This is a genomic window from Mesobacillus sp. ABV4_180, from assembly GCF_056158485.1.
Map to the genome: position 1 here is coordinate 17226 of NZ_JBSWTJ010000001.1, position 25314 is coordinate 42539.

Consider the following 25314-nt stretch of genomic DNA (forward strand, 5'->3'; position numbering starts at 1 on the left):
TATTTTATTGGTCAAGCACTAGCTTTTCGGATCATGGATTCCCAGTGCTTTTTCGCTTCCTGCCACATATCTTCATTCATGTCCCCGCGATACAGATACTCTTCATATTTGGCTGTGAGTCTCCGCATCTCGTTCGTGGAAAAGAATGAGTCTACATAATAGGCGTAGTCACGCAAAGTCTGGCCATTCTCCCTTTTCAGGCCGTAACGCTTTAACTGCTTCAATAAAGCCATATACGCTTTTTCCAGGTACTTGTTTTGTTTTTTGTACTTGTAAAGCATGATATAAAGAATCGGCAGCCATTTTCCTCTTAATCTGTACAAGATCGCAGAAAACACAGCTAAAACCACCAAGGTCATGATGATTTTCTTTAGATTTTCTTGCAGGAATGCCCCCGCTTTCTTCAAGCCGTCTGAAAAAGAAACCTTTGGTTTTTCCACATCCGACTGTTCTTCAGGTGTTTCCGGCTTCTTAGGAGCTTCTGGGGTTGTATCCTCTTTTGCATCTTGTTCCGTTTGGCTTTGACTATCGTCTTTAGGATCAATTTCAAACTGGACATTATTTGAAAAACCCTGTGTTGGTTCAAATGGTACCCAGCCGACACCAGGGAAATAGCCTTCTACCCAGGAGTGGGCATTGTTATTTGTCACCTCATAAAGCCTGCGGCCATTTTCAAGTGTATCGATGTACTCACCTTCTGTATAGCCTTTTACCCAGCGGGCGGGAATACCGATCGATCTCATCATGACAACCATTGACGTGGAAAAATTATCGCAATAGCCACGCTGTGTTTCAAACAGGAATTGGTCGACATAATCCTGGCCTTCTTCCGGAACTGCCACATTTGATTGATCATAGACAAATTCATTTGAACGGAAGTATTTTTCAATCGCCTGTGCTTTTTCAAGCCAGGTTTTCTTGTCCTTGGTAATATCCTCAGCGAGTTTCACTACTCTGTCCGGCAGTGATTCAGGGATTTGGGTGTAAGTTGAAGCGAACCTGGAATCTTGATTCATCCCCGCTACATCTTCCGGACTGACCGCTTTCAGCTTATCTACATTGTATACCGGATAATCAAAGGTAAGTGAATACGGCCCAAACGATCCCGCCTGACCATCCCTCAACGACATGATTTTTTCTGATGTTGGGTTAAGGCTGAATTGAATAGTGGCATTGGCATCAGATGCTTCTACCTGTTTCACCCCTAATGGATAAACAATGTGAGGATATCCTATTTGCGGGATCACCCTGCTGGTACGCTGTTCTGTTTTCACACCTGCTTCGAACGGCTGTAAAGGAATGGTCTGCTTCGGCAAAAATTCAACTGGCAAGTCAGCACCAGGGTTTAACACCCAGCCCTTCCCTGTATAAACATCCTTTGTTTCAATCCGCCAATAATGCCGTCCATCTGCTTCAGCGGCAAAAACAACCCGATCGTCTCCGATAAATGGTCCTCCCAGAGTTGAATCATCCGTACCGTAGCCTACCTTTTTTACTCCCCCGCCTCCGCCTGACTCTTCATTATAAGAAGTCAGGAACGGAACAGGATCTGGCCAAATCGGATCAGCCTTAGGTGCTGCATAGCCTACACCCACACTTAAGATGATCATTGCCATAAGCGGTACCATCCATTTTTTCGCACTGTCGAGATTCTTCTTCATCACTTCCTTGTCGGCAATCCGGTAGTAAGCGAGCATTCCCATTACCGCAAACCCGGCAATGACCGTCCGGACGATTGCTACATCCGCTTCATACGGGGTGAATGTATCCAGAACCGTAATATAGACAAGTGTCATGAAAAAGAATACAAAAATTTGCTTGCGGCTGATCAGCCAATATTGGATCAGGTACGCCATCAGCCAAAGCAGCGTAAAGAACAGCAATGTCCTGAACACATTCGAAAGCTCTGCCCATTCAGCATTTATCAGGAATCCAGCATTCGCCATGATTTCATTGACTAATTCGCCGAACCATGAAGAACTGAAAAAGGTTCCTTCGTAATACATGAAGTGGACAGAATACAGGATCATGGTTATTTTAATCAAAGCGGCAGGTATGATTGGCATGCTGAAAAATGACATCATCAGCGAAACAAATACGAATGCTAGGAAAACACTCAAATGCCCCGTATCAGTCAGTTCCTTCAGCGGCCGCAGCCACTCCCAGAGCAGTAAAAAGCTGAACAGATACAATAAAAAGAAACTGACATCCTTTTTTGGTTTATCCATCGTCATCCTCTATTCACCTCCGAGAAGGCTTCCGGGAACTGGCCATCATGAACCATGACGAGCCTGATTCCCCTGGCAAAAGCCGAGGATCTTAAATTGATTTCCGCTTTTGTAGGAGATTCCTGCCCATTTTTAATCAGGAAGATGCTGATTGCCCCATTCTTTTGATTGTAGAAAGCTGCTTTTTCAATGAGCGCTTTCGTCAATTGGGAAGTGATTAGCATGATTGAATTGTTCTGCTGTGCCAAAAAGGTTTCCGCCTCGAGCACCTTGTCGAAGGTGACGGGACTGTCATCCTGGATTTTAGCAAGGTGGTATAGAAGCTGCTGCTGCTGGATTTCACCGCCGCGGGCAGGGAAAGCTGTCCGGTCGGAGCTTGATGTCAGCAGACCGACCTGTGCTCCTTTTCGCAGGATTGCCCGGATGACCGAAGCTGTAAAAGATACGATCACTTCGAATCTTGACTCAGATGCACAATCCATCAGGATCGTCACATCATGCGATTGCCTTTGTTCGAATTCCTTCGTCATAATATCATTGCGTCTCGCGGTCGCCTTCCAGTTGATCCACGAAAAGCGGTCCCCCGGCTGGTACTCCCGGACACCGATTGCCATCGAAGTATCACGTTGGACACGCTCCTTCGAAGCCGTCATCCCCTGGTCAAAATGATGGGCAACCGGACGGTAGACCATCTCCTGATAGGCCGGATAAACAAGAACCCTATTTTCTGCCGGCAAAATCTTCTCTTTTTCAATCAACCCGAGCGGATCTCCTGTTTTCAGCTTGATGCCGGATAGGATATGCTCTCCGCGGGGCAGGTTTTCAATTGAATAATCGAAGCTGAATACACGGCTGAAGCCAGGAAACAGCATCGTTTTCGCTTTTTGCAAATCACTGTTCCCGGCAATAGTTGGCCCTGCCTGCTCTTCAGCGATCGCGTAAAATAAAGGGAATGGAAAATCCCTTTCGAGTACTACGCTCGCTTTGAACTTCTCGCCAGCGTTGTACTCCTGTTTCGTATACACCCTCTCCGCCTTGATTTCCTTTATGGAATAAAGGGCCAGACCTAGCGCATAGAGCGCAAAAGGCACGAAGCTGTAAAACAGGAACCAGCTGACAAAGCCTCCCTGGAACATCGCATACGAAAACGTGACCAGGATTAAAAATAGTAAAACGATGAGCTTCCAAACTTCCTTGAACTTTTGGAAAAATTTTTTCATATTACTTCACTAGCCTTTGCACCGGCACAGGCACTCTCGCCAACACCCTGTTCACGACATCCTCGGCTGTGATCCCTTCAAACCTGGCCTCTGATTTCAAAATAATCCTGTGTGCGAATACCGCTGGAGCAAGGTACTGGACATCATCCGGAATGACGTAATCCCTGCCGTAAATGAACGCATACGCCTGAGCAGCCTTCATCAAGGCGATCGATCCACGAGGGCTAACTCCAAGGTAAACACTCGCATGGCCGCGCGAACGGCTTGACAGCTCTACTATGTAACGCTTAATCGTCTCATCCACAAACACATCTTTAATGCTTTGCTGCAAGTCGCGAAGTTCCTCAAGCGAAACAACAGGCCTCAAGTCTTCAATCGGCAGGTTGCGCTGAGCACGATTCAAAACTTCCATTTCTTCATCAAGGGCAGGGTATCCCATTTTCATTTTTAACAAGAAGCGGTCGAGCTGGGCTTCAGGCAGTGGATAAGTTCCTTCATAATCAATCGGGTTTTGCGTCGCCATAACGAAAAATGGCTTTTCAAGGACATGCGTGACCCCATCAACCGTAACGCTCTGCTCTTCCATCCCTTCCAGAAGGGCAGATTGAGTCTTTGGCGATGTCCGGTTAATTTCATCGGCAAGAATGATATTGCCCATGATCGGCCCTGGCCTGAACTCAAACTCCATTTCCTTTGGATTGTAAATCGATACACCTGTCACGTCTGAAGGCAATAAGTCCGGAGTGAACTGAATTCTCCTGAACTTTGCGCTGACAGACTTCGCAAGTGCACGGACCATCATCGTCTTCCCCACACCCGGCACGTCCTCAAGAAGCACATGTCCTCCGGCAAGCAGCGCAATCAAGCTCAGCTCTGCCACATTCCTTTTTCCCGTCATTACCTTATCAATATTTTCAAGTATTCTTTCAACCGTTGGATTCATTTGATCCCGCACAGCCATTTCCCCCTTAAATGTTTCTATTTATCTACGAAAACCAATTGAAATTTCCATACCATTATGTTTATATTCGCTATTTTCTGTAAAAATCCTGTAATATTCTGTATGAAATTATTTCCGCACTGGAGTAGACGGAAGGAGTGTTTAAGAGGTTACATTTCAATAAAAAAACGGCCCTATTCAGGAACCGTCTCAACACTTTTATATAATCAGCTTGCCTCTTTCGGAATGGCACCCATGCCTTCGAGGATGATTCTTGCATCTGTATTCAAGTATGCCTCTATATCATTTCGCAAAAATAATCGCGAATGGTCTTTGATCACAACCTTCAAGCCTCTTAAATCGAAGTTTGAAGCATAGCTGTTCACCGTATTGATGACAGCCATTTCCTGTCTCGTCAGCGGCTGCTGACCTGCCTCCATCCGTTTCGTCAAAAACTCAAGCAATTCCCTGGCATTCCTCTTCAAATAATTCCGGTGCTCATTCAGGATCTCAATGTTTTCCTCCATATACATCCTCGCAGCTGCAAAGTCGAGCTTCTCGACGCTGTTGTTGATTCTAGCAATCAAATCCAGGACATGCATTGCCTTCTCCTCCTGATGTTCATACTCTGCTTACCTTCTATATCGGACAGTAATCCAGCACCTCAACTGATTATGTAAAAGTTAGTAAATAAGACTTATGATCACAATTGAATAGTAGGCAGAACTGTCTAGAGCAGCTGTCTGTCCTTTAATATAGCCATTATTTAAGAAGACGGTTGTAATCAACCAGCCGCCACCTTCCTTACCTATGAATCTTCCCGTTTGCATCCACATAGATTGATTCGATGATCGTCCGTTCGAATGGATTGCCTTTGGCATCGAAGCCTGTGACTTCTGTTGTCAGATTATATACTCCGGGTTGTGTCAAATCTCCGTCGATGACCTTGCCTGCTTTCGTGCCTTTTCCTGCTTCTTTCAGCTTCTTATTCGCATCTAGGTCAAATTTAATCCATTTTGTTTTATACGCAGCCTGCAAGCTCTTGTTCTTTTTCAATTCGACACTAAGCGGACTTTCTACATTGACCACAAACAGATAGGATGCCGCTGGTCCAGTGACCTTCCACTTGCCGGCCTTTGGCTGGTCTACTTCAAACTGGTAGACCCAGGCTCCTTTGAAAAATTCACCTGTATCCTGTTCGCTTTTTACCGCCTCGTACTCTTTGCCGTCCGGTCCCTTAAGCTTAAGGGAAGGCAACGGTTTTTCGCTCAGGAAGGCAAGCTTGAAGCCTTCCGCTCCCTCTTCAACCACGAAACTGTCCTTAACCGCTTTTTCCGCTTTTCCGCCTCTGACAATCTGGTTCGTATCAGGTTCTGTCACGTTTTCAATACTTGAGGCAGCAACAGCTGCACTTGGCTCCGCTGCCATCGTATATGGCTTGAATACTGAAAATGTGTAGGAGCCCTCGCGGATCATTGTATGATTCCATGCTCCTTCCCGGACGATTGTTCCTCCTGGCACCCTGGAACTGGCAACCGTGACGACACCATCATTCGAGCCATAACTGCTCAAATAAAGGCCGCCCCAATACAAGGCGCTGCCGAATGAACCCCATTTCGTCCCGCCAAGTGTATAGTAACGATTCTTCACTACGTTCGAATGTGAATCCGTGATACTTCGGAAATAGCTCATATTCCCAGTCTGAAGGGAGCGGGTAGCGTCGTTATTGCTGCCAAGGAGCACGGCCAGCCACCACGCCGAGCTGCTGTGGGCAAGGTCGGAAAGCTGTGTTCCGTGATGAGGTGATGAGAGACTGATTACATTTGAGACATACTGGTGCGCACCATAGTGTACGAGCGCAGTTTGTGTATCAACACCGCCCTTGCTGTGCCCGACTACGACAAGCTTCTTATTGCCGAAATACTCATAGATTTGCTGCAGCTTCCCAGCCAGCATTGCTCCGTTGGCCCACATATCCTTCTCCGGATACAAATCAATGAAAGCTGTCTGGTAGCCATTTGCAAGTGCGGTTTCATACATATCATTGCCGTCCCACCATACTGAAGCCGAACTGTTATAGCCATGGACGAAAACGATTGGCGACTTTGCCGGGTCCACCCATGATGGATTATTCCCAACATACCAGGTTCCCGGTACCCCGTTGGAACCTCCACCTAAATCACCCGCTCTTGCCGCCACCGGAACCATCAGCAGTAAAACCAATAATAATGACATAATCCTCTTACTCCTCTTCAAACCCTTACCCCTCCTTTTTTGCACATCATTAAACAGTATTAGGCTGCTTGTATGAATAGAAGGGTGAAGTGTTTTTTTCAGATTGGGAAAATCCTGTGCATTTATCTGCTAAGAAAATATTTTCTCATTTTATGGTGATACTAACTTCAATCTAAAATAGATTTGGTGATTCGATGAGAAGTTTAATAAAAGTATTAATACCAAGGCAGTTATTCATGCTGCTGATTCTATCAACCGGACTGCTTAATCATGTCATCCTGATTCCAAACCTGCTTACTGCAGCCGGAAGAGACAGCTGGTTAAGCGTCATTTTGGCTTATCCACTCTCGCTTTTCTTTCTTTGGCTGATCTATTATATTGTGAAAAACAGTCATGAAGAAGGTTTTTTCACGATGATTAAGCAGAGGTTTGGAAGGGCTTTTTCTATCATTGTTTCTCTCCCAACCATTATTTTTTTATTTGCCAGTTCCTATATTACCTTCAGGGACTTGGTGCTTTGGTTAAATGCCTATTATCTGGCAGATTCCTCCGTCTTCATGATCAATTGCATTTTAATCGCCTCATGTTTTATCGTCACGCTGGCCGGGGTCAAATATATGGCAATCTCAAGCGGGTTCCTGCTGCCCCTGGTAATGATATTTGGAATTTTCATCTCGATTACAAACACAGACTTAAAAGATCCCAGTTTGTTGCTTCCATTGTTAGCCGATGGCTACGATCCACTCATTAAAGGCATTTTCTACAGTCTCTCCGGGCTGCTCGAAGTTTACATTGTCATTTTGCTGCAGCCATTTACACAGGAACGGATAAAATTCAGGCAATTGTTCATTTTATTGACTATACTGACTGGCTTAATATTGGGCCCGCTTACAGCAGCAATCATGGAATTCGGACCAACGGAAGCAACTAACTTCCAATATCCCGCCTATGAACAGTGGCGGGTATTGAGTATCGGTGAATATATTTCCCATTTAGATTTTTTCGCCTTATATCAATGGCTTAGCGGGGCATTGATCCGGATCGGTTTGTTTATGTATCTAATCGGCATCCTGCTAACTCAAAAAGTTAAACATTACAGATTGAGGCCAAAGCTTGTCGCAGTCTTATACATTTTGCTATTTGGCAGCATGCTCTTCAATGTTGAAACCTATGATTTCTATAAGTATCTTTATTTGTTTTTTTTACCGGCAAGCATGATATTTTTCATGATTCAAATCCTGCTGTCTGCCCTGTTTTTATTCGTTTTGAAGAAGAGAGATGAACAACATGGAAAGAACAAAAAGATCGAATCCGCTACCTAACGAAAAATTAAGGGAAACCAGTGAAAAGCTGAAAGATTACTTAAAAAAAAGCGCGGATTTCATAGCCAAAAAGCACATCACCGGAAATGAAACATTTGAATTTTTTTATTTTGAAAGCTTAATCGATACGCATTATTTAGATCAGTATATCCTGCCTAAACTGGCAGTCCATTCTGAAACTTCTTCAGCGAAGGACAAGCTCCATTCTTTATTTCAGGCAGAAGATGTAACATCCAGACCTATTGAAGAATTAGCACATTTACTTTTCGAAGGATTTGCCATTTTTCTTTTCAATAATGCCCTTTTAAGCATTAGTGCTGGCAGCTTTCCTAAACGTCAGCCAGAAGAATCAGCACTTGAAACATCCATTAGGGGCCCGAAGGATGGATTCGTCGAAGATTTGAATACAAATATTTCTTTGATCAGAAGAAGGCTCAACACACCGTCATTATGCCTGGAGAAATATACTTTTGGCGAAAGAAGCAAAACGAAAGTGGCACTCATGTATCTTGACGACGTAATTGACAAGAACGTACTTGAGGAAGTTCACAAAAGACTGAATAAAGTTGAACTGGATGTTTTGACCAGTATCTATGAACTTGAATCCTGTATCAGGGACCGACCCTATTCATTTTTTCCAACTATGGACTTCACAGGAAGACCTGATTTTATTGTTCAGGCAATGAACCAGGGACGTTTTGCTCTGCTTGTTGAAGGCAATCCAACTGTGAGTCTAGCGCCCATGAGCCTGTTATTGCAGACAAAATCACCTGAGGACTCCTACATAAGCTACGCATATGTTTCAATGGAAAGATTGATCAGGATGGTAGGGTTATTGATTTCCACCTTCCTTCCAGGGATTTGGATTGCATTTTCTTCATTCAATATTGAGCAGATTCCATACTTACTGGTAGCAACCATTTCTGTATCCCGTTTCGGGCTGCCCTTATCGGCACCGATCGAAATGTTTATCATCCTGTTTTTGTTCGAGCTGTTCAATGAAGCTGGCGTACGGCTGCCCAGGGCAATTGGGCAAACAGTAGCCGTATTAGGCGGCCTTATTGTAGGTGATGCTGCCATACGGGCAGGCCTGACATCACCAACCATGCTGGTTGTTGCAGCAATCACTTATATCGCATCTTTTACTTTGGTTAATCAATCTTTGAGCTCTGCTATTACGATTTTAAGATTCACTATTATCATCTTGAGCACCTTTTTAGGACTCTTTGGTGTTATTATAGGATTTATTTTATCAGTACTTTACTTTTCGACTATTTCTTCTTTTGGTGCTCCATACCTTGGATCTCTTGCTCCTGTCAGCTTGCGGGAGCTAATAAAGTCCTTTTTAAAGGGACCAGTCCAGTACTACAAAACAAGAACGGACACTACCAGTCCAGAGGATCGGACAAGGGGTGAACAATCTTAATGAATAAAAAGTTCTTTTCTTTTTTATTAATTTCTTGCCTGCTGCTTACTGGCTGCAACAATATAAAAAATATCCAGGACCTGACCTATATCGTTGCGATTGGCATGGATTATAACAAGGAGACACATGAGTATACCGCTTATGTCCAGGGCTTGAATTTTGCCAATGTGGCTAAACAAGAAGGTGGCAGACCTGCAGAACCGGTCCCTATTTTCATTGCATCCGAGACTGGTGAAACTCTAAATTTAGCTGTTAGCAAACTCTACAGTAAAGCAGAGCCTCCCTTATTTTTCGGCCATGTCATCACACTTGTCCTAAGTCAAAATCTGGTTGAGAACCGTTTCGACGAAGTGATCACGGAAATAGCAAGAAATCGATCCCTTCGCCCAACCTTAAGGGTCATGACGACAGCAGAAGATATTGAGAAGGTTTTTAATGTCAAAGCGCTTTTTAACTATCCCGCAGTGTACACTGTCCTTTTTAAAAAAGGAGACACTGAATTATTTCAGGATGAACTAAAACCTGTTACATTGATGTCTTTTTTAAGAGGATATTATGAACCAATGGGCGTTGCCAGGCTTCCTTCCGTAAAAATAGACCCTGAGAGCTGGAAGGCTGATAAGAGCTATCCGGTTTTATACTTTGATGGATTTGCACTTTTTCAGCAAAAGAAATTTGTTAAAACACTTCCTTTCAGGGATTCCGTCTATGTTAACTGGCTGTTAGAAAAGAAAGTCCTTTTAAACCAAAAGGTTGTTTATGAAGGAGAGACAGCGGCAGTAGTCAAATTAGCCTCTCCAAAAATGAAGATAAAATATGACGAAAAATCCAAGACACCAAAAGTTTCGATTGAACTCGCAGTAAGTGCTAATTTGGTGGAAAGAATAAAGGATATCCCAGAACATGAATTAAAGAAAAAAATCGAAGAGGACATAAAAACAAAAGTAAAGGCACTAGTCATGGACGGAATAACAAATAGAACTGATCTTCTCAATGTCGGAGAAACGTGGTTCAGGGAACATCCTTATGAATACAGGGATTTAGCAGCGAAAAAGGAGTTTTATTTGGATCAAGATTCACTCAAAGACGTAAAGGTTAATGTACAGATTTTACACTTTAATAGTTATAAATATAATCCGAAAAGCAATGGATTCAAATGAAATAAGCATCAGAAACATATAGCACAGGCCATCCAACTGTTAAAACAGCTGAATGGCCTTTTTGACTTCTCTCAAAAACTCACCCTTGACTCTGCTTAAGACTATTCACCAACAATGTTGGCGTCTTTCAGCATATCTTCCGTCAACTTAATACCTTCCTCTTCAGCTGCTTTCTTGTTAATGATTAGCTCCAGGTTTTCAGGGAAGCCGACAGGAATTTCGCTTGGCTTTTTGCCCTTTAGAATTTCCACAGCCATTTTTCCAGTTGTGTAGCCAAGATCATGATAATCAAATCCATAGGAAGCAAAGGTTCCGCGTTTTACTGAATCCCCTTCACCCACGAAGGTTGGGATATCCTTGTCATTCGCTACCGTGATGACAGATTCAAGCGCAGCAACAACTGTATTATCCTTTGGAATATACAGGACATCGACACGGCCGACCATCGATTCAGCCGCCTGTTTTACTTCAGAGCTCGTTGAAATGGTTGTCTCCACTGCTTCAAGTCCTGCTTCCTCCAGCGCTTCCCTTGCATTTTTCACATTCACGACAGAGTTCGGCTCCCCATTGTTATAGATAATGCCGACCTTTTTCGCATCAGGAATGAATTTTTTGATTGCCGCGATCGTATTCTTGATGGCATCTGGATGGGTATCAGATGTTCCAGTCGCATTTCCGCCTGGCTTTTCCATGCTTTGTACAAGCTCCGCGCCGACAGGATCGGTAATCGCGGTGAACAGGATTGGAATATCTTTTGTCGCCTGGACAGCTGCCTGTGCACTCGGTGTCGCAATCGCTAATATGAGATCATTCTTGTCCGAAACCAGCTTCTGCGCAATCGACGCGTTGTTGTTCATGTCTCCCTGGGCATTCTGGTAATCAAGCTTAAGATTTTTCCCTTCCTCATAACCTGCATCCTTCAGCGCAGCAATAAAACCCTCCCTCGCAGCGTCCAGAGACGGATGCTCTACAATCTGAGTAATTCCGATCTTGACCATCTTCTCTTTCTTGTCTCCGCTCGCCTGATCACTTCCGCCGCCGCATGCCGCAAGCATCAGCATCGCACCGCTCAATAAAACCGCCAAACTCTTTTTCATCCTTCATCCTCCCCAAAATTAAAAAACTGATTATGCCAGCCATTGATGAATGAAAAAACTTTATAAAGCCCTCCTTTTGTAAGCGTTTTTTATATTATTTTTAATATTCTGATATTAACACGTCCAACAAATGAGGACAATAGTAAACTTTTTTTAAGTACATTACTAGTCTTATAGGTGAATTCCTTGCTACAAACGTACATTTTCCTTTTTAGAAAATAAATTAGGTAGTTTGTCCATACGAAAAAAAAATATGGAAATATAATGCTAAGGAATCTATTAATAAAGGAGTGAAACAAATGTATAAAGAGTACAAGAAGTACCCAATGAAGCCGTGGGATCCGCACTACTGCGAAAAAGACCACAAAAAGCGCAAAAAGGAAGACAAATGCGATAAGAAGAAAGAAGATGACAAGTACGATATGAAGAAAAAGGATGACAAGTGTTTTATGCAGGCGCAGGAACCAGAGCAGATTGCGATTGGCTACATCAACAATGGCGCGATTGCCATCGATAACAGTAATGCATCCGACAATCCTGATACTAGTGCCGTTGCACAACATTACAGTAATGCTTCTGACAATCCTACAGACAGCGCAGTAGCTCAGGGCGGCAGCAATGCTTCTGATAATCCTGATAACAGCTCTGTATCTCAAGGAAGCAGCAGTTCTGCAAATGACACAACAGACAGTGCTTTGGCCCAGGATGACAGCAATGCTTCTGACAATCCAAACAACAGCGCTGTTGCACTCGATGACAGCAAAGCACGTCAAATTCTCTAATTACCCTGTTAATACCATTTTCGAAAAGGAGTGAGATTAAGTGTACAAAAAGGATAAAAAAGACCATGATTGCCCGGATCAAATTCAATACCCAAAACAATTCGCGATTGGCTACATCGACAATGGTGCGATTGCCCTGAAAGGAAGCAATGCATCTGATAATCCTGATACCAGTGCTGTTGCACAGGGATGGAGCAACGCTTCCGATAATCCAGATGCGAGCGCAGTTGCGCAGGGTCGCAGCAACGCTTCCGATAATCCTAATAACAGCTCTGTAGCTCAAGCTAAGAGTAATGCAGCTGATGATACTGATACTAGTGCCCTTGCACAAGATGACAGCAATGCATCTGATAATCCTAACAACAGTGCTGTTGCTCTTGATGATAGCAAAGCAAGAGAAATCTAATACTCTTTTATTTAGACAATCAATCCCCCACAGCCGTGTGCAGTGGGGATTGATTGTGTCACTTTTACTCCCTGAAACATTATAGAAAAAGAGGTGAGTTATATGGATAAATGGGCTAAACAAATGAAGCAAGAAATCATGGATGAGTTATCTGAAGACTTGACCAAGAAGATCAGGAAAGAATTCAAAAAAATGATTGCTGAATATCTGGAGCCTAAGCTGAAAAAGGAAATCAACAGAAAACTTTCCGAGCTGATTGAAGTACATTCCGGCCCTGATTTTAACAGCAAGCTTCAGAACATATTACAGAACTATCCGCTCCAGTTAAACCTCCACCTTAATTTAAGCCAGCACCAAAACCCTGAACAAATCTCCATCGGCCATGTAGACCATTCCGCTGTGGCGGTTAAACATAGTAACGCAGTCGATGATCCAGTCAATAGTGCCGTCGCCCAGGATCACAGTAACGCGGCAGATGATCCTACAAACAGCAGCATTGCCCAGGGCAGCAGCAGCTCTTCGAATGCCCCTACTGATACTGCACTTGCCCAAAATTACAGCAGTGCCATCGGCCAGGCGACTGACAGCGCGCTTTCACAGAATAAAAGCAGCGCATCCGATAATCCTGTTGATAGTGCGGTTTCCCAGGATGACAGTAAATCTATCGATTAATCCTGATGATCCAATTAATGAACATAATAGGCCATTCTTCAACCATTCCTCATCGTTCTGTTTTGCATTCCCAACTCCATTAACATACAAGAGCATCCTCTGGGTGCTTTTTTATTTTTCGATACTACACCAGGGTTATTTCCAGAAATCTGAACCTGTGTATATTATTATGTATTTATTAAGTTACCAATAAGGAGTATGATAGTATCAAAAAAGAAAGAGGTCACCATATGAATGCAACATTCTCATCATCAAGCGAAACGACTAAAACAAGAATTTTAGTCATCAATGCCCTTTTCATCGCATTGACCGTAGTAGCTACCATGTTCATCAATTTGAAGCTTCCAATAATGGGCAACGGAGGCCTGATCCATCTGGGAAACGTTCCTCTATTCATAGCTGCTTTCGTTTTCGGCAGAAAAACAGGAGCGATTGCCGGTGCATTTGGAATGGGCTTGTTTGATCTCATCTCTGGCTGGGCCGTCTGGGCGCCATTTACCTTCGTCATCGTCGGTGCAATGGGTTATGTAGCAGGGCTCATAGCGGAAAAAGCACCTGGCAAAAGAGTGGTTGTATACTCACTAGCCGTTGTCGCAGCCCTTATTATAAAGATCGTAGGCTATTATTTTGCAGAAGTCATCCTTTACGGAAACTGGATCCAGCCCTTTGGTTCCATCCCTGGAAACGTCATGCAGGTTGTCATAGCTGGAATCATTGTTGTACCACTTGTAGCACGCATAAAGAGAAGAATCTTATTTTAAGTTTTGCAGCTAAAATTCAAAAAGCTTCAATGAAGCAAATTCTGCTTCATTGGGGCTTTTTTCATGTTATGTAAATCCGCAAAATATTATTTTTTGTTACAATAAGTGGCTATCTATGATTAGAAGAATTTTGTCGATAGAATCATATCTTGATGATATTTCTCGGGAAATGTTGAATTTCAAAAAATAATGTCTGGAAGTTTAAAACAAGGATGCTGCATCTTGCCGTATTGCCCCAAGGCCAATATGTATTGCGGAACGCTATATTGGGATTACCCCATATCGCCCCGCGCTACGGACATTATTTCTTGAATAAAGAGAGAAGCCATCCCCATCCTGCGTTCCTTTTCTGCAACTCTTCTTCTAAACGTTTATTAAAATCATTTTGTGAACTCCACTCATCTTTCTGTTCGTCCCGCATTTTCTGTAATTCTTTTTGCAAGAGTTCACTTCTATGTTTCTCTTGTTCCAATAACGATTCATAATGGACGCTTTGCTGTTCAGTCAATTTTTCTATTTTAGCATTCGTTCTTTGAGCAGAATTCCCAATACTTGAACTTATGATATGGTGGTCCTGCTGGAGCTGGGATACTTTTGTTTTAAGCTGTGACATATCGTTTGTCAGCTGTAGATTCATTTCCCGTGTCGCTGCAAGTTCATTTGCTAAAAACATTAATACCTCTTTTAACTGATTAGGGTCTTGCGGCAAATTTTCATTTGTATCGGTGGTCGCTACATCTGTTTCAATGGTTCCTTTTAATCTTTCTTTTTGCTGATCCACCAGGTCCTTGGCTGTATCGTCCAGTGGCTTGTCCGTATCGCGCAGCGCTATAAGAGCTTTAATATCGGATTCAACAAAGATTCGCCGATCGCCATCCTTCATAAACTCGTATCCATTGCGCTCTAATATTTGTCCGTACTTTCTAACTGTTGGGGTTGCAATCCCCACTTCTTCAGCCACTTCCTTGGTAGAGAAAGCCCGTTCATTAGGTTGAATATCGTTTCGCATATCGCACCTCCTGTCCTTTAATATGAAGGGTTTTTAAAAAAATCGCAAGAGCCATATCGCACAAATTCATATTTTACAGGAGGTATATCGGTATAACCATATCGTTTAGAGAGAATTTTCTTCTCTGCCATAGATAAAAAGAGAGCAATTCAAAAAGTATAAAGCCCAGCTTCAACGGAGGTTGAAGCTGGGCTTTACTCAAGCGATATACAACCAACGACTTCCCAATACACTCAATTCTCCCCTATCAATCTCTCAATAGTGTGTGCTACGTCCTGCAAGATCTTGTTCCATTTCTCATTTAAGGTATTACTCAACCCAATATGAAACTTTATCTCATATGGTTCCACTCCAATAAGAAATCCTTTGATCGATTCTTTTTGCAGATACAAAAGATTAAACAGATGAAAGTTATGCGGGGAGATATCCAATTCACGGTGTTCATGCAACTCGGAAATTGGATAAATCGTCACCTCTCCCGGAGCATCTCCTGAAACTACTGCATCGACAATTATGACAAATGCAGCGTCCATGATTTGAGTCATGCAATAATCAATATCTGACTCACCAACCAAAAACGAAACATCAGGAGCACGATTCAGATTTGATAAATGCTCAATTAAATAAATACCAATTCCATCATCCATCATCAGTCGATTGCCAATACCTAAAACAATTATCTTTTCCATCAAAACACCTTTATTGTCTTTACTTGCTTTCCTGGAGTGTAGACATGAGTCGCACACGACATACAAGGATCAAATGAACGAAGGATTCTTCCTATCTCGGCAGGCTTCTCCGGATTTTGGATTGGCATGCCGATCAACGCTTCTTCGGCAGTTCCTCTATAACCGTTTTCATCCCTTGTCGAAAAATCCCATGTGGACGGAGTAATGATTTGATAGAATGAGATTTTCTTATCTTCTATTTTCAGCCAGTGTCCCAGGGCTCCTCTTGTCGTATCGACCAATCCCCTTCCAGATGCCGATCCCGGAAGTTCGTATTTTTTCTGCACATCTACTCCTGGGATGATCTGTTGGAGCAATACTTTCATTATTTCCGCTATTTTTTTCGCCTCCAGGGCCCTGGCGATTGTTCGATCCATTGCTGAGATTCTTATATCATACGATCCACTCAATATCAATCTTGCCAGCGGTCCAACTTCAAAAGGGAGCCCATTGTATCTTGGCGCTTTTACCCAGGAATAGGCATCTTTTTTATCCATATCCGGCTGTGGGACGACTTCTCCCGGTGAATAGGTATTTTCCATTGATGTATAGTAAGAGTAATCGATTTTCTCTTGGATTTTGCCTTCGTCAAACACCTCGATTCTATTCTTCGTCAAGACAAGCGGATCAACATACAATGTCCCAAGATCTTTATAATGGTTAAAAGATCCATACGAGAGTAAGTTCCCGTATCCACCACCTAATTGAAAGTATTCTTGATAATATCGAGCAATATCATATACATCCGGAATCATTTTTTCGTCAATGAACACTGTTATCTTCTGTAAAATAGAATCCAGATGAACAACCTTTTCTGCTGTCGCCTGAGTAGTAATCCCTCCGATGAATACTCCATGGTTATGAGGGGCTTTTCCTCCAAGGACCGCCAGCATCTGATGAGCAAGCCGGCTAATGCTGAGCGACTCAAAGTAATGCTTGGCAATACGGTCATTTATGTCCTTTGGCAATCGATAATCATCATGATCCGTTTGAAATAAAGGATTTTGATCAATTTTCACGAAATCAGGAACCGTATATTGATAAAAATGACGAATATGATTCTGCAGGAACTCACAACAATGAATAATATCCCTTAAATACCTCCCTTGTTCCATGGGCTCAATATTCAAGGCATCCTCCAATGCTAAAGAAGATGCCATTGAATGTGCTGCCGAGCAAATCCCGCAGATCCGCTGAGTAAAATAAACGGAATCAAATGGACTTCTGCCAATTAACATTTGTTCAAAACCTCTAAATAAATTGCCTTTCGTTTTTGCGTCCACAACTTGATTATTTTCTACCATTACATCAATTTCCATAAAACCGCTGATTCGCGTTAAGGGGTTAATGACAATTCGCTTACTCATCCTTCACCACCCTTGTCGTGTCATAACTAATAAATGGAGCCATTGCATCCGGAAAACCAAATTGCGCACAGCCGATGCATGGAGTATTATCTCCTATTGGCCAATTGACATGGCCGTTCCATTGTCTTGTTGGACAATCGACCCTTGTCACCGGACCGCGGCATCCAAGCTTGAATAAACATGTTTTATCTCCTAATTTTTCAGCAAAAATCCCACGGTCAAAAAAAGGTCTTCTCGGACATCGATCGTGAATCAGGGTACTGTAAAACATAAGCGGTCGGCCCAGATTATCTGTTTCTGGTTCTCCATAAAGGATGAGGTGAGCCAGTGTTCCTAAAAACCAGTCAGGATGGACAGGGCATCCTGGCAGTTTTATCATCTTCTTCTCTGGAAGAACCGTTTGTAAGCCCACTGACTCAGATGGATTGGGCTTGGCAGCGGAAACACCGCCATGTGTAGCACATGCTCCAACAGCCAAAATACTGGTTGCTTTTTCTCCAAACATTTTGGCTGCCTGCAGACCTGTAAGCGGCTTTCCATTCCAGCTGCCGATGATATTGTAAAGACCGTTATTTTTTAATGCGACTGCCCCCTCAACAGCCAGGATAAAATCTTCATTTAATGCTTCCATCAGCTTTTCGATGGCCTGTTCTCCTTCGGCTGCCATTAGACTATTACTGTAACGAAGATTCACCATCGAATTTAAGGTATATTCAAAATCAGGATTTTGACCATTCAGCAAAGAAATTATATTTCCCGAGCATCCATTCAATTCTAAGTACACTAAGTTCCTTTTCTTGGTTAGTCCCCTATCAATCTTCTTAATGACTGTTTTTGTAAGCCTTTCAGCAATTGCCTCATTTGTTAATGATTCAGGTGGCAGGATTGGCTGGTTCATTGCACTAACCTCCCAACCACTGGCAGCATAGCCAGCAGCGATTGTTGTCCAGCATGGCAGGAGGCAAACTCCTGAGTATAGTCTCTCCCGGCAACCAGACCAAAATGGGTGGCTGCTGCCCACGCCCGATTGTTCGTTACATCATAGACGATGCCATTAACCGCAACATAAGCAGGTCTTCCATTTTTCCCATCGTATGTTGATAGTTCTTCAATAGTAAAATTCCGTTGATTGATTGATTGAGTGTTTTGATTAGGCAGGGGAGTGATCGGCGGGATTTGTGGTTGATTTGTATTAACCATTGGCAGCATGGAACCAGGCTGAGCTGGTGCAAAATGTTTTGTGGCCTGATTAGCCAGCAGTTCACTTAGAAAATGAATGGAAGAAAGCGCATCCCATAAACGTTGTAAAATTTGTTGTTTCATGTAGTAATCACTAGTTCTAGAAATTGTATATAAATCCTGCCGTGCCTGAGTGACAAGGTGATTCAGCTGTAATCTGATTAACTCCGTGTTGTTCATGACTTCCTCTCCTTAAGGCGGCTTTCCTCCTATCCTATGCATCAGCCCACGAATAATTAACATATTCTTGGCAAAAGCATCCCCGAGAGACGCTGCAGCCTGCGCGTTGTACCAAAAGGGGTCCTCACCAGCAGTTTTCCTGACTCCACCGATGAAACCTGCCCGATTACACTGGCATTTCTTCCGAATTTATTTTGTTTTATGATTTTCATGGCTCTCTCTGCTAAACTCGATTCTACAATGATCACTACTTTTCCCTCATTGGCTAAATATAGAGGGTCGAATCCTAAAATATCACATGCTCCATGGACATCTTTCCTTACAGGAATAGAGGCTTCATCAAGCTCAATCGTCACTTGGAAGTCTTCACATATCTCAACTAACGTGGTCGCGAGCCCTCCTCTTGTAGGGTCTCGCATGATGCGAATGCCGCCAACTTCATTTATTAGCTTTTTAACAAGGTGATTTAATGACGCACAATCACTCGTAACATCTGTCATCAACCCCAGCTCATTGCGCGCGCCAAGAATGGCGGTGCCATGATCTCCTATTGTCCCACTTATGATCACGGAGTCACCTTTTTTCATTTCCTCCGGTTTTGGATAGTGCTTCTCATGCATCTCCCCAATGCCTGTCGTATTAATAAATATACGATCTGCACTTCCCTTTTCGACTACTTTTGTATCTCCTGCAATAATCTGGACGCCCGCTCGATCTGCCTCTTCTGCCATACTTTGGACAACCTTTTTCAAATCTTGGATTGGAAACCCTTCTTCAAGAATGAATCCTGCTGTAATAAACCGCGGGATCGCTCCACTAACAGCTAAATCATTTACCGTCCCCGTTATGGCCAGCTTCCCTATATCGCCTCCTGGAAAGAAGATGGGCTTTACGACAAAACTATCCGTTGTCACGACTATATTATTTTGAAGCCCTGGCAGAATCGCAGAATCTAATTTAGTTTGCACGCCATGGCCAAACGACTTAATGAACACATCCTGAATAAGCTGGTGAGTAAGTTCACCGCCCTCTCCATGAGCTAAACCGATTTTCTGTATCAATGTCTATTCTCCTCTCATGTATTGATAATGAGCCGCGCAAGTTCCTTCCGTTGAAACCATACAAGGCCCAATCGGGTGGGCTGGCGTACACCCTTTATTAAACAAAACACACTCTTCAGGAATGACTAATCCTCTAATGATTTCCCCGCAGCGACATTTTGTTTTTCTTGGCTCTCCCACAGATACTCTATACTTCTTCTTCGCGTCAAATTGTGCGTATTCATCCTTCAGGACAAGCCCGCTTTGAGGAATCGTACTCATTCCTCTCCAGTCTTCATCATGGACCTGCAGATATTGCTTGATTAATTTTTGTGCATGAAGGTTACCTTCGTCTTTTACAACATATTTATAGTCATTCAATACATCATGCTTATTCTCAAGTAAAAGTTGCAGTATTTTATAGATGCCGCTTAGTAATTGAACAGGTTCAAACCCAGTGATCACACCGGATATTTGATATTCAGCTAAAAAATCAAAGCTCCTCTTACCTAATACGACCGAAACATGGCCTGGTAAAATAAAGCCATCCAGTCTTACCTCTCCTGAATCAAGAAGGGCTCTCATTACTGGTTCTACCAATTTAGTTGTCATCCAAACACTATAATTCTTCAATCCTTTTCTTTCTGCTTCGCTTATGGCAAGAGTTAAAATTGGTATTGTAGTTTCAAACCCGATTCCTAAAAATATTACTTCTCTATCCGGATTTTCCTCTGCAATTTTCACGCTATCGAGTGGAGAATAGACAACTCGAATGTCTTTGCCGTCCGTTTTTGCTTTCATTAGACTTATCCGGGAACCTGGTACACGCAACATATCGCCAAATGTACATAGTATCCGGTTGGAACCTTCTGCTAATTGGATCATCGCATCAATGGATTTTTGGTCTGTCACACACACTGGACACCCGGGACCAGCAATAAGCCTGACATGATCTTTTAATCTGGTTTTTATTCCTGATTTGGCAAATGCCATCGTATGTGATCCGCACACTTCCATTAACACTGGCATTCTTCCATATTCCTTTTTAAATTGGCCGGCTAATTCGATAACTGCTGCCAGTGAATGGCGTGCCAATACCGGATCAGAGAAGGTTTCCATACTTTCCATTTAAGACATTCCTCCATTCCTCAATGCTTTCGTGAGCATATTTCTCGTCTACTACCGTCATCGCCTGTCCAGCATGAAGCAATACATAATCGCCTTCCTTAACTTCTGGAACGAATATGATCCCGACATACATCCTGGATCCCATAACATCCACTAGAGCTGTCTGCTCCTCAATCTTCATAACCTTTGCAGGTACTCCCAGGCACATATTCATCCACCCCCTTACTTACTTTTAATAGAATGAGAAGCAATGATGATTTGACCTAATGATAAGCCGCCATCATGACAAGGCACTTTTTTATGTGTCTTAACGGTAAAACCTTCTTCCTGAAGCTTTGCTTTTATCTCTTTCTGTAAATAAATATTTTGGAACGTGCCTCCTGACAACATGACCGTCCTGTTCATATGTGGATTTAATTTTACTAGTCTGGAGATCATCTCAACACAGCATGAAACAATGGTTCGATGAAAAGTATGAATAATTGCGGTGTTACAACGATTGTTTAGTCTATCCCGGGATATCTGGTAGATCATCGGGGAAAGGTCAAGTAGAAGTCGATTCTCAAGGTTAGTTTTTATATGGAATGGATAAATCCCGTCTGAATGTTCCCTTTCGTTCATCATTCGGTCTGATAATTTGATTGCCGCTTCTCCTTCATAGGAAGAAGATAAGCAAATACCTAAAATGGCACTGACCGCATCAAAGATTCTTCCGCATGTACCCGCCATTGGTGTATTAACTTGATTAACGATCATCCTTTTTATGATGTCGATTTCATTCACTTTGTCAGGGAATAGTTTCATAGCCAGTTCGATTCCATCTTCTTGCCAAAAATGATGCAGCATCCCAACGGCATTTCTCCATGTTTCTTTTACAGCTTTTTCTCCGCCTGGGAGCGGGGTATATTCTAAATGGCCAAGACGTTCAAAGGAATGGGCGTCACCGTATAAAAACTCGAATCCCCAGATATTCCCGTCATCTCCATACCCAGTTCCATCCAGGATGATACCGAAACAGGGTTCCATTATTCCGTTATCCTCCATACAGGATACAAGGTGAGCGTGATGATGCTGGATGGGTATGACGTTACAATCATAATCTTTTACAAGTTCTGCTGATGCGTACATAGGATGTTTATCAACCGCTATATGTTTTATCTTTACATCCAGCCATGTTTGATAATGATGGAGCTGGTCCTTGAAAAAACCAGTCATCTCTTCGTTATCAAGATCGCCAATATAGGTACTGATTACAATGTCCTTTTGCTTCCCAACAGAAAACGTATTTTTTTGATTCCCGCCAAAGGCAATGATGCCTTCCACATCTGACTCTGTGTGAAAAGGATCCGGTACAAACCCTCTTGCCCGCCGATGATAAAACATATAATCATCGCTAAACTGCACAACAGAATCATCAATCGGAAGATGAATATCACGATTATGAGTTAACAGGTAATCATATAAACCATCCTTGATGGATTCTACTTTATATGAAATCGGCATTCCCGAAGAGTTGGCGCTGGTCATGACCATGCATTCCAGCCCGCTTGCCTCAAATAATCGATGATGCAATGGGGTGTAGGGCAGCATGACTCCGACTGTGGATAGTCCAGATGACAGCACTTCTGGAAGGGTGCATTCCTCTCTTTTCCGTAACACTACAATGGGCATGACAGGACTGGCCAGCATTTCCTCTTCAGCTTCGGATAGATAACAATGCTTTTTTACAACATCAAGATCCCTTGCCATAATGGCCAGTGGCCGGCCAGGCCGATTCTTTCTGGACCTTACTTCTTCGATGGCCCTCTCTTGAAGAGCATCACATGCCAAATGATATCCTCCGACTCCTTTGATGCCGACAATATGGCCGCTCCTGATGAGAGCACCTGACTTTAGGAGTGCTTCCTCGTCCTGTGTGACCAGTTCCCTGCTGTGATGATAAAGTTGAACAGCAGGACCACAAACGGTACAGCATATAGGCTGTGCATGGTGCCGCCGGTTCAACGGGTTATCATATTCTTCTTGGCACTGCTTACACATTGTAAATTCACTCATCGTTGTATGAGGGCGATCATAGGGCAAAGCCTTTATGATCGTGTAGCGCGGCCCGCATTGTGTACAGTTTATGAATGGATAATGATATCGCCGGTTGGATGGTTCATTCATTTCAGCCAGGCAATCTTCGCAAATGGCCGCATCAGCTGGTATCCAGGGTAAGGAAGATGACTCTATTTGCTTACTTGGAACGATTGCAAATTCTTCAAAATGGACAGGGGGAATTTCGGTTACGGTGATTTTATCGATCTTCGATAGAGTTGGCGGAGAACCCTTCAGTTCTTCCATGGCTTTTACTAGATACTCATTCTTTCCTTCCAAAATTAAAATGACATGGTCGAAATTATTCTGGACAGTTCCAGTTAAACGGAATTTTTGCGCAAGCGAATAGACAAATGGCCGGAATCCAACTCCCTGAACCCTTCCCGTCACCTTGATGCTTAACGCTTTATACATTGAAAGTACGCTTCCTTTATCCAGTTGATCCAGTCTTCAAGACCTTCGCCACTCTTTGCAGACAAAACTTTGAGCTTTGCGGCAGGATTAATAGATTCCAAGTCTTTTTTGGCTTCCTCGACACTAAATGACACATATGGCAGGAGGTCGATCTTATTGATAATCGTCAAATCCGTGCGCCTGAACATCACTGGATACTTCGGGATTTTATCATTGCCTTCCGGGACACTTAAAACAACGACTTTAAAATCTTGTCCTAAATCATAACCTGACGGACATACCAGGTTCCCTATGTTCTCAATAAAGAGAATATCGATATCTTCCAGCTTAAATTCCGGCAATGTTCCGGCAATCATCCTTGCGTCAAGATGGCAGCCTCCCACCGTATTAATCTGGATGGTTTTTATCCCTAAAGAGCGCAATCGTTCTGCATCACGGTCTGTAGCCAAATCTCCTTCAATCACTGCCACTGTAAAATCATGACTTAATGCTTTGATGGTTTCTTCCAGGAGCGTTGTTTTTCCAGCGCCAGGTGAACTCATGATGTTGATGACAAGTGTTTTATTCGTTTTAAATGTTTCTCGGTTATAGGCAGCAGCTATGTTGTTATCCTTTAACACATCTGCCTCGAGCTTAATTTTCATCGTCTCCACCACTTCCTTCATAGGATTCAACCCTGAAAGTTTCACCACTTACAAGCAAGCTGCCGGGAATTCCGCACTCCGGACAAAGCGCAATCCTATAGTCCGGACAAAAATCACATTGGCATGTTTGGCATCGCGCTTTTGCTTTTTCCCGTATAATATGCAGCTTACTATCTTGGTCAATCAAACAGTCCTCTTGCCTTTGAAAAAACATGAGGGCCAGCTCCAGGGCATCAGGCAATACATTTGATAAATCACCAACGATTACATCAATCCTATTCACCTTTTTAAAGCCTCTTGCAGCAGCGTCCTCAGAAACTAATTCAATGATTTCAGACATAAGAGACAACTCATGCATTCCCATCACCATCCGCGAAATCCTTCTTCATATTTTATGCCTGTCTTTATGGAAAAGACCTGTGAGCCAAGCTTGAATGGTGGATTGAAAAGCTTAGTCTATCTTAAACAAAAAAATCCCCACACTTTTGCAGTTGGGGAGTTTCGTCTATTTTCATATCATCGATGTATGTGAGAAAAATTAATACTCGACAATCATTAGTTCCAATATACTTTTGCTTCTTCCTCTAGTTTCTTCAATCTAAAATAATAATCAGGAAACTCGTTGAGATGAGCTAATGCAATTTTCCCAGTAGTAATGGGATCATCCTCAGTTACATTTGTCGGGTAATATTTCCTTCCGTGCTCTAATTCAGTATTGACACCCATCAAAAACTCATCTAAATCAAATTTCGTTTTGTTAAAATCAATACCTAATAGCAAAGCGATTGCTGCTGCTTCCTCTTTAGTGAAGGCTGTTTTTGCATTGGTTGAATTTGTCGCTCTATTTCTGCCTGCATTTCCATTGCGGCGACCTTCACCTTCTTCCGCATTAGCTTTCGTTACATGAACTGGAGCAAATGGATGGATCCAATTAGTTAACTGTCGGCTACAGTTATGCCTTGGTACATTCACATAATTAGGATGCGGAAATGGATACAAATAGGAATCATTAAACATTTATTTCAATCCCCTCCAATATTTTCAGATGATCATTTTCATCCTATGCATCCTTTTAGGAATTGTACTTGGATTATTCTTAAGTCAACCTGATTGCTTATTTTACTGGTAATTGAATGATGGAAAATTGAGCAGGATTTATGTAAGAAATGAAAAAAGAAGCTTTCCATAAGTTTAGATACTTATGAGAAGCCTCCATAAA

General features: G+C 42.8%; 25 protein-coding genes. 7 read left to right on the forward strand and 18 right to left on the reverse strand.

Features of this window, described 5'->3' with window-relative positions:
* Window positions 1-11 precede the first annotated feature (11 nt).
* The 5 genes from ACXAEA_RS00055 to ACXAEA_RS00075 form a co-directional block, all read right to left on the reverse strand.
* On the reverse strand, window positions 12-2228 hold the full coding sequence (locus ACXAEA_RS00055; RefSeq protein ID WP_475093988.1) for a DUF4129 domain-containing transglutaminase family protein: 2217 nt from the start codon (window positions 2226-2228) through the stop codon (window positions 12-14).
* A 2-nt stretch (window positions 2229-2230) separates the two neighbouring features.
* Window positions 2231-3448, reverse strand: a complete 1218-nt coding sequence (locus tag ACXAEA_RS00060) for a DUF58 domain-containing protein (protein ID WP_475093989.1) — start codon at window positions 3446-3448, stop codon at window positions 2231-2233.
* Window position 3449: 1 nt separating this feature from the next.
* On the reverse strand, window positions 3450-4409 hold the full coding sequence (locus tag ACXAEA_RS00065) for an AAA family ATPase (RefSeq protein WP_475093990.1): 960 nt from the start codon (window positions 4407-4409) through the stop codon (window positions 3450-3452).
* Between the two features lie 206 nt (window positions 4410-4615).
* Complete coding sequence (locus tag ACXAEA_RS00070; RefSeq protein WP_475093991.1) at window positions 4616-4990, reverse strand: hypothetical protein; 375 nt, start codon at window positions 4988-4990, stop codon at window positions 4616-4618.
* Between the two features lie 202 nt (window positions 4991-5192).
* The gene (locus ACXAEA_RS00075) at window positions 5193-6623 is read right to left on the reverse strand and encodes an esterase/lipase family protein (protein WP_475093992.1); all 1431 of its coding nucleotides are present in this window, start codon (window positions 6621-6623) and stop codon (window positions 5193-5195) included.
* 194 nt (window positions 6624-6817) lie between these two features.
* On the opposite strand from ACXAEA_RS00075, the gene ACXAEA_RS00080 reads away from it, so the two are divergent.
* Genes ACXAEA_RS00080 through ACXAEA_RS00090 form a run of 3 tightly spaced genes read left to right on the forward strand, consistent with a single transcriptional unit; the run spans window position 6818 to window position 10531 of the window.
* Window positions 6818-7945: a GerAB/ArcD/ProY family transporter gene (locus ACXAEA_RS00080; RefSeq protein WP_475093993.1), complete on the forward strand. Its 1128-nt coding sequence runs from the start codon at window positions 6818-6820 to the stop codon at window positions 7943-7945.
* On the forward strand, window positions 7911-9371 hold the full coding sequence (locus ACXAEA_RS00085; RefSeq protein ID WP_475093994.1) for a spore germination protein: 1461 nt from the start codon (window positions 7911-7913) through the stop codon (window positions 9369-9371). The genes ACXAEA_RS00080 and ACXAEA_RS00085 overlap by 35 nt, the downstream gene beginning before the upstream one ends.
* Window positions 9371-10531 carry a Ger(x)C family spore germination protein gene (locus tag ACXAEA_RS00090; protein ID WP_475093995.1) on the forward strand — a complete coding sequence of 387 codons (1161 nt, stop codon included), beginning with the start codon at window positions 9371-9373 and terminating at the stop codon, window positions 10529-10531. Before ACXAEA_RS00085 ends, ACXAEA_RS00090 begins: the two co-directional genes overlap by 1 nt.
* A gap of 101 nt (window positions 10532-10632) precedes the next feature.
* Here ACXAEA_RS00090 and ACXAEA_RS00095 read toward each other — a convergent pair whose 3' ends face one another.
* The gene (locus tag ACXAEA_RS00095; RefSeq protein WP_475093996.1) at window positions 10633-11628 is read right to left on the reverse strand and encodes an ABC transporter substrate-binding protein; all 996 of its coding nucleotides are present in this window, start codon (window positions 11626-11628) and stop codon (window positions 10633-10635) included.
* A gap of 299 nt (window positions 11629-11927) precedes the next feature.
* Here ACXAEA_RS00095 and ACXAEA_RS00100 point away from each other — a divergent pair, with 299 nt between their 5' ends.
* From ACXAEA_RS00100 to ACXAEA_RS00115, 4 genes are all read left to right on the forward strand, one after another.
* Entirely contained in the window at window positions 11928-12410 is a 483-nt protein-coding gene (locus ACXAEA_RS00100; RefSeq protein ID WP_475093997.1) for a hypothetical protein, read from the forward strand.
* Between the two features lie 40 nt (window positions 12411-12450).
* Complete coding sequence (locus ACXAEA_RS00105; protein WP_475093998.1) at window positions 12451-12816, forward strand: hypothetical protein; 366 nt, start codon at window positions 12451-12453, stop codon at window positions 12814-12816.
* 102 nt (window positions 12817-12918) lie between these two features.
* Window positions 12919-13488 (forward strand): hypothetical protein, encoded by a 570-nt coding sequence (locus ACXAEA_RS00110; protein ID WP_475093999.1) that lies wholly within the window; start codon window positions 12919-12921, stop codon window positions 13486-13488.
* 230 nt (window positions 13489-13718) lie between these two features.
* Window positions 13719-14249, forward strand: a complete 531-nt coding sequence (locus ACXAEA_RS00115; RefSeq protein ID WP_475094000.1) for an ECF transporter S component — start codon at window positions 13719-13721, stop codon at window positions 14247-14249.
* A 301-nt stretch (window positions 14250-14550) separates the two neighbouring features.
* On the opposite strand, the gene ACXAEA_RS00120 is transcribed toward ACXAEA_RS00115, so the two are convergent.
* The 12 genes from ACXAEA_RS00120 to ACXAEA_RS00175 all read right to left on the reverse strand — a co-directional run bounded on the left by ACXAEA_RS00120 (window position 14551) and on the right by ACXAEA_RS00175 (window position 25112).
* Window positions 14551-15258 carry a MerR family transcriptional regulator gene (locus ACXAEA_RS00120; RefSeq protein ID WP_475094001.1) on the reverse strand — a complete coding sequence of 236 codons (708 nt, stop codon included), beginning with the start codon at window positions 15256-15258 and terminating at the stop codon, window positions 14551-14553.
* Between the two features lie 233 nt (window positions 15259-15491).
* Window positions 15492-15947, reverse strand: coding sequence for a hydrogenase maturation protease (locus ACXAEA_RS00125; RefSeq protein WP_475094002.1), 456 nt, complete (start codon window positions 15945-15947; stop codon window positions 15492-15494).
* Window positions 15947-17353: a nickel-dependent hydrogenase large subunit gene (locus ACXAEA_RS00130; protein ID WP_475094003.1), complete on the reverse strand. Its 1407-nt coding sequence runs from the start codon at window positions 17351-17353 to the stop codon at window positions 15947-15949. Before ACXAEA_RS00130 ends, ACXAEA_RS00125 begins: the two co-directional genes overlap by 1 nt.
* Window positions 17346-18251, reverse strand: a complete 906-nt coding sequence (locus ACXAEA_RS00135) for a hydrogenase small subunit (RefSeq protein WP_475094004.1) — start codon at window positions 18249-18251, stop codon at window positions 17346-17348. Before ACXAEA_RS00135 ends, ACXAEA_RS00130 begins: the two co-directional genes overlap by 8 nt.
* The gene (locus ACXAEA_RS00140) at window positions 18248-18772 is read right to left on the reverse strand and encodes a cytochrome b5 domain-containing protein (protein WP_475094005.1); all 525 of its coding nucleotides are present in this window, start codon (window positions 18770-18772) and stop codon (window positions 18248-18250) included. Before ACXAEA_RS00140 ends, ACXAEA_RS00135 begins: the two co-directional genes overlap by 4 nt.
* Window positions 18773-18828: 56 nt before the next feature.
* A complete protein-coding gene (gene hypE, locus ACXAEA_RS00145) occupies window positions 18829-19830 on the reverse strand; it encodes a hydrogenase expression/formation protein HypE (RefSeq protein ID WP_475098027.1) in 1002 nt (333 codons plus the stop codon).
* 6 nt (window positions 19831-19836) lie between these two features.
* Complete coding sequence (gene hypD / locus ACXAEA_RS00150; RefSeq protein WP_475094006.1) at window positions 19837-20940, reverse strand: hydrogenase formation protein HypD; 1104 nt, start codon at window positions 20938-20940, stop codon at window positions 19837-19839.
* Window positions 20915-21148, reverse strand: coding sequence for a HypC/HybG/HupF family hydrogenase formation chaperone (locus tag ACXAEA_RS00155; RefSeq protein ID WP_475094007.1), 234 nt, complete (start codon window positions 21146-21148; stop codon window positions 20915-20917). The genes hypD and ACXAEA_RS00155 overlap by 26 nt, the downstream gene beginning before the upstream one ends.
* Window positions 21149-21162: 14 nt before the next feature.
* Entirely contained in the window at window positions 21163-23451 is a 2289-nt protein-coding gene (gene hypF, locus ACXAEA_RS00160) for a carbamoyltransferase HypF (protein ID WP_475094008.1), read from the reverse strand.
* The gene (hypB, locus tag ACXAEA_RS00165; RefSeq protein ID WP_475094009.1) at window positions 23436-24095 is read right to left on the reverse strand and encodes a hydrogenase nickel incorporation protein HypB; all 660 of its coding nucleotides are present in this window, start codon (window positions 24093-24095) and stop codon (window positions 23436-23438) included. Before hypB ends, hypF begins: the two co-directional genes overlap by 16 nt.
* Window positions 24085-24465: a hydrogenase maturation nickel metallochaperone HypA/HybF gene (locus ACXAEA_RS00170; RefSeq protein WP_475094010.1), complete on the reverse strand. Its 381-nt coding sequence runs from the start codon at window positions 24463-24465 to the stop codon at window positions 24085-24087. The genes hypB and ACXAEA_RS00170 overlap by 11 nt, the downstream gene beginning before the upstream one ends.
* Window positions 24466-24650: 185 nt before the next feature.
* Window positions 24651-25112, reverse strand: a complete 462-nt coding sequence (locus ACXAEA_RS00175) for a DUF5661 family protein (protein ID WP_475094011.1) — start codon at window positions 25110-25112, stop codon at window positions 24651-24653.
* Window positions 25113-25314 lie beyond the last annotated feature (202 nt).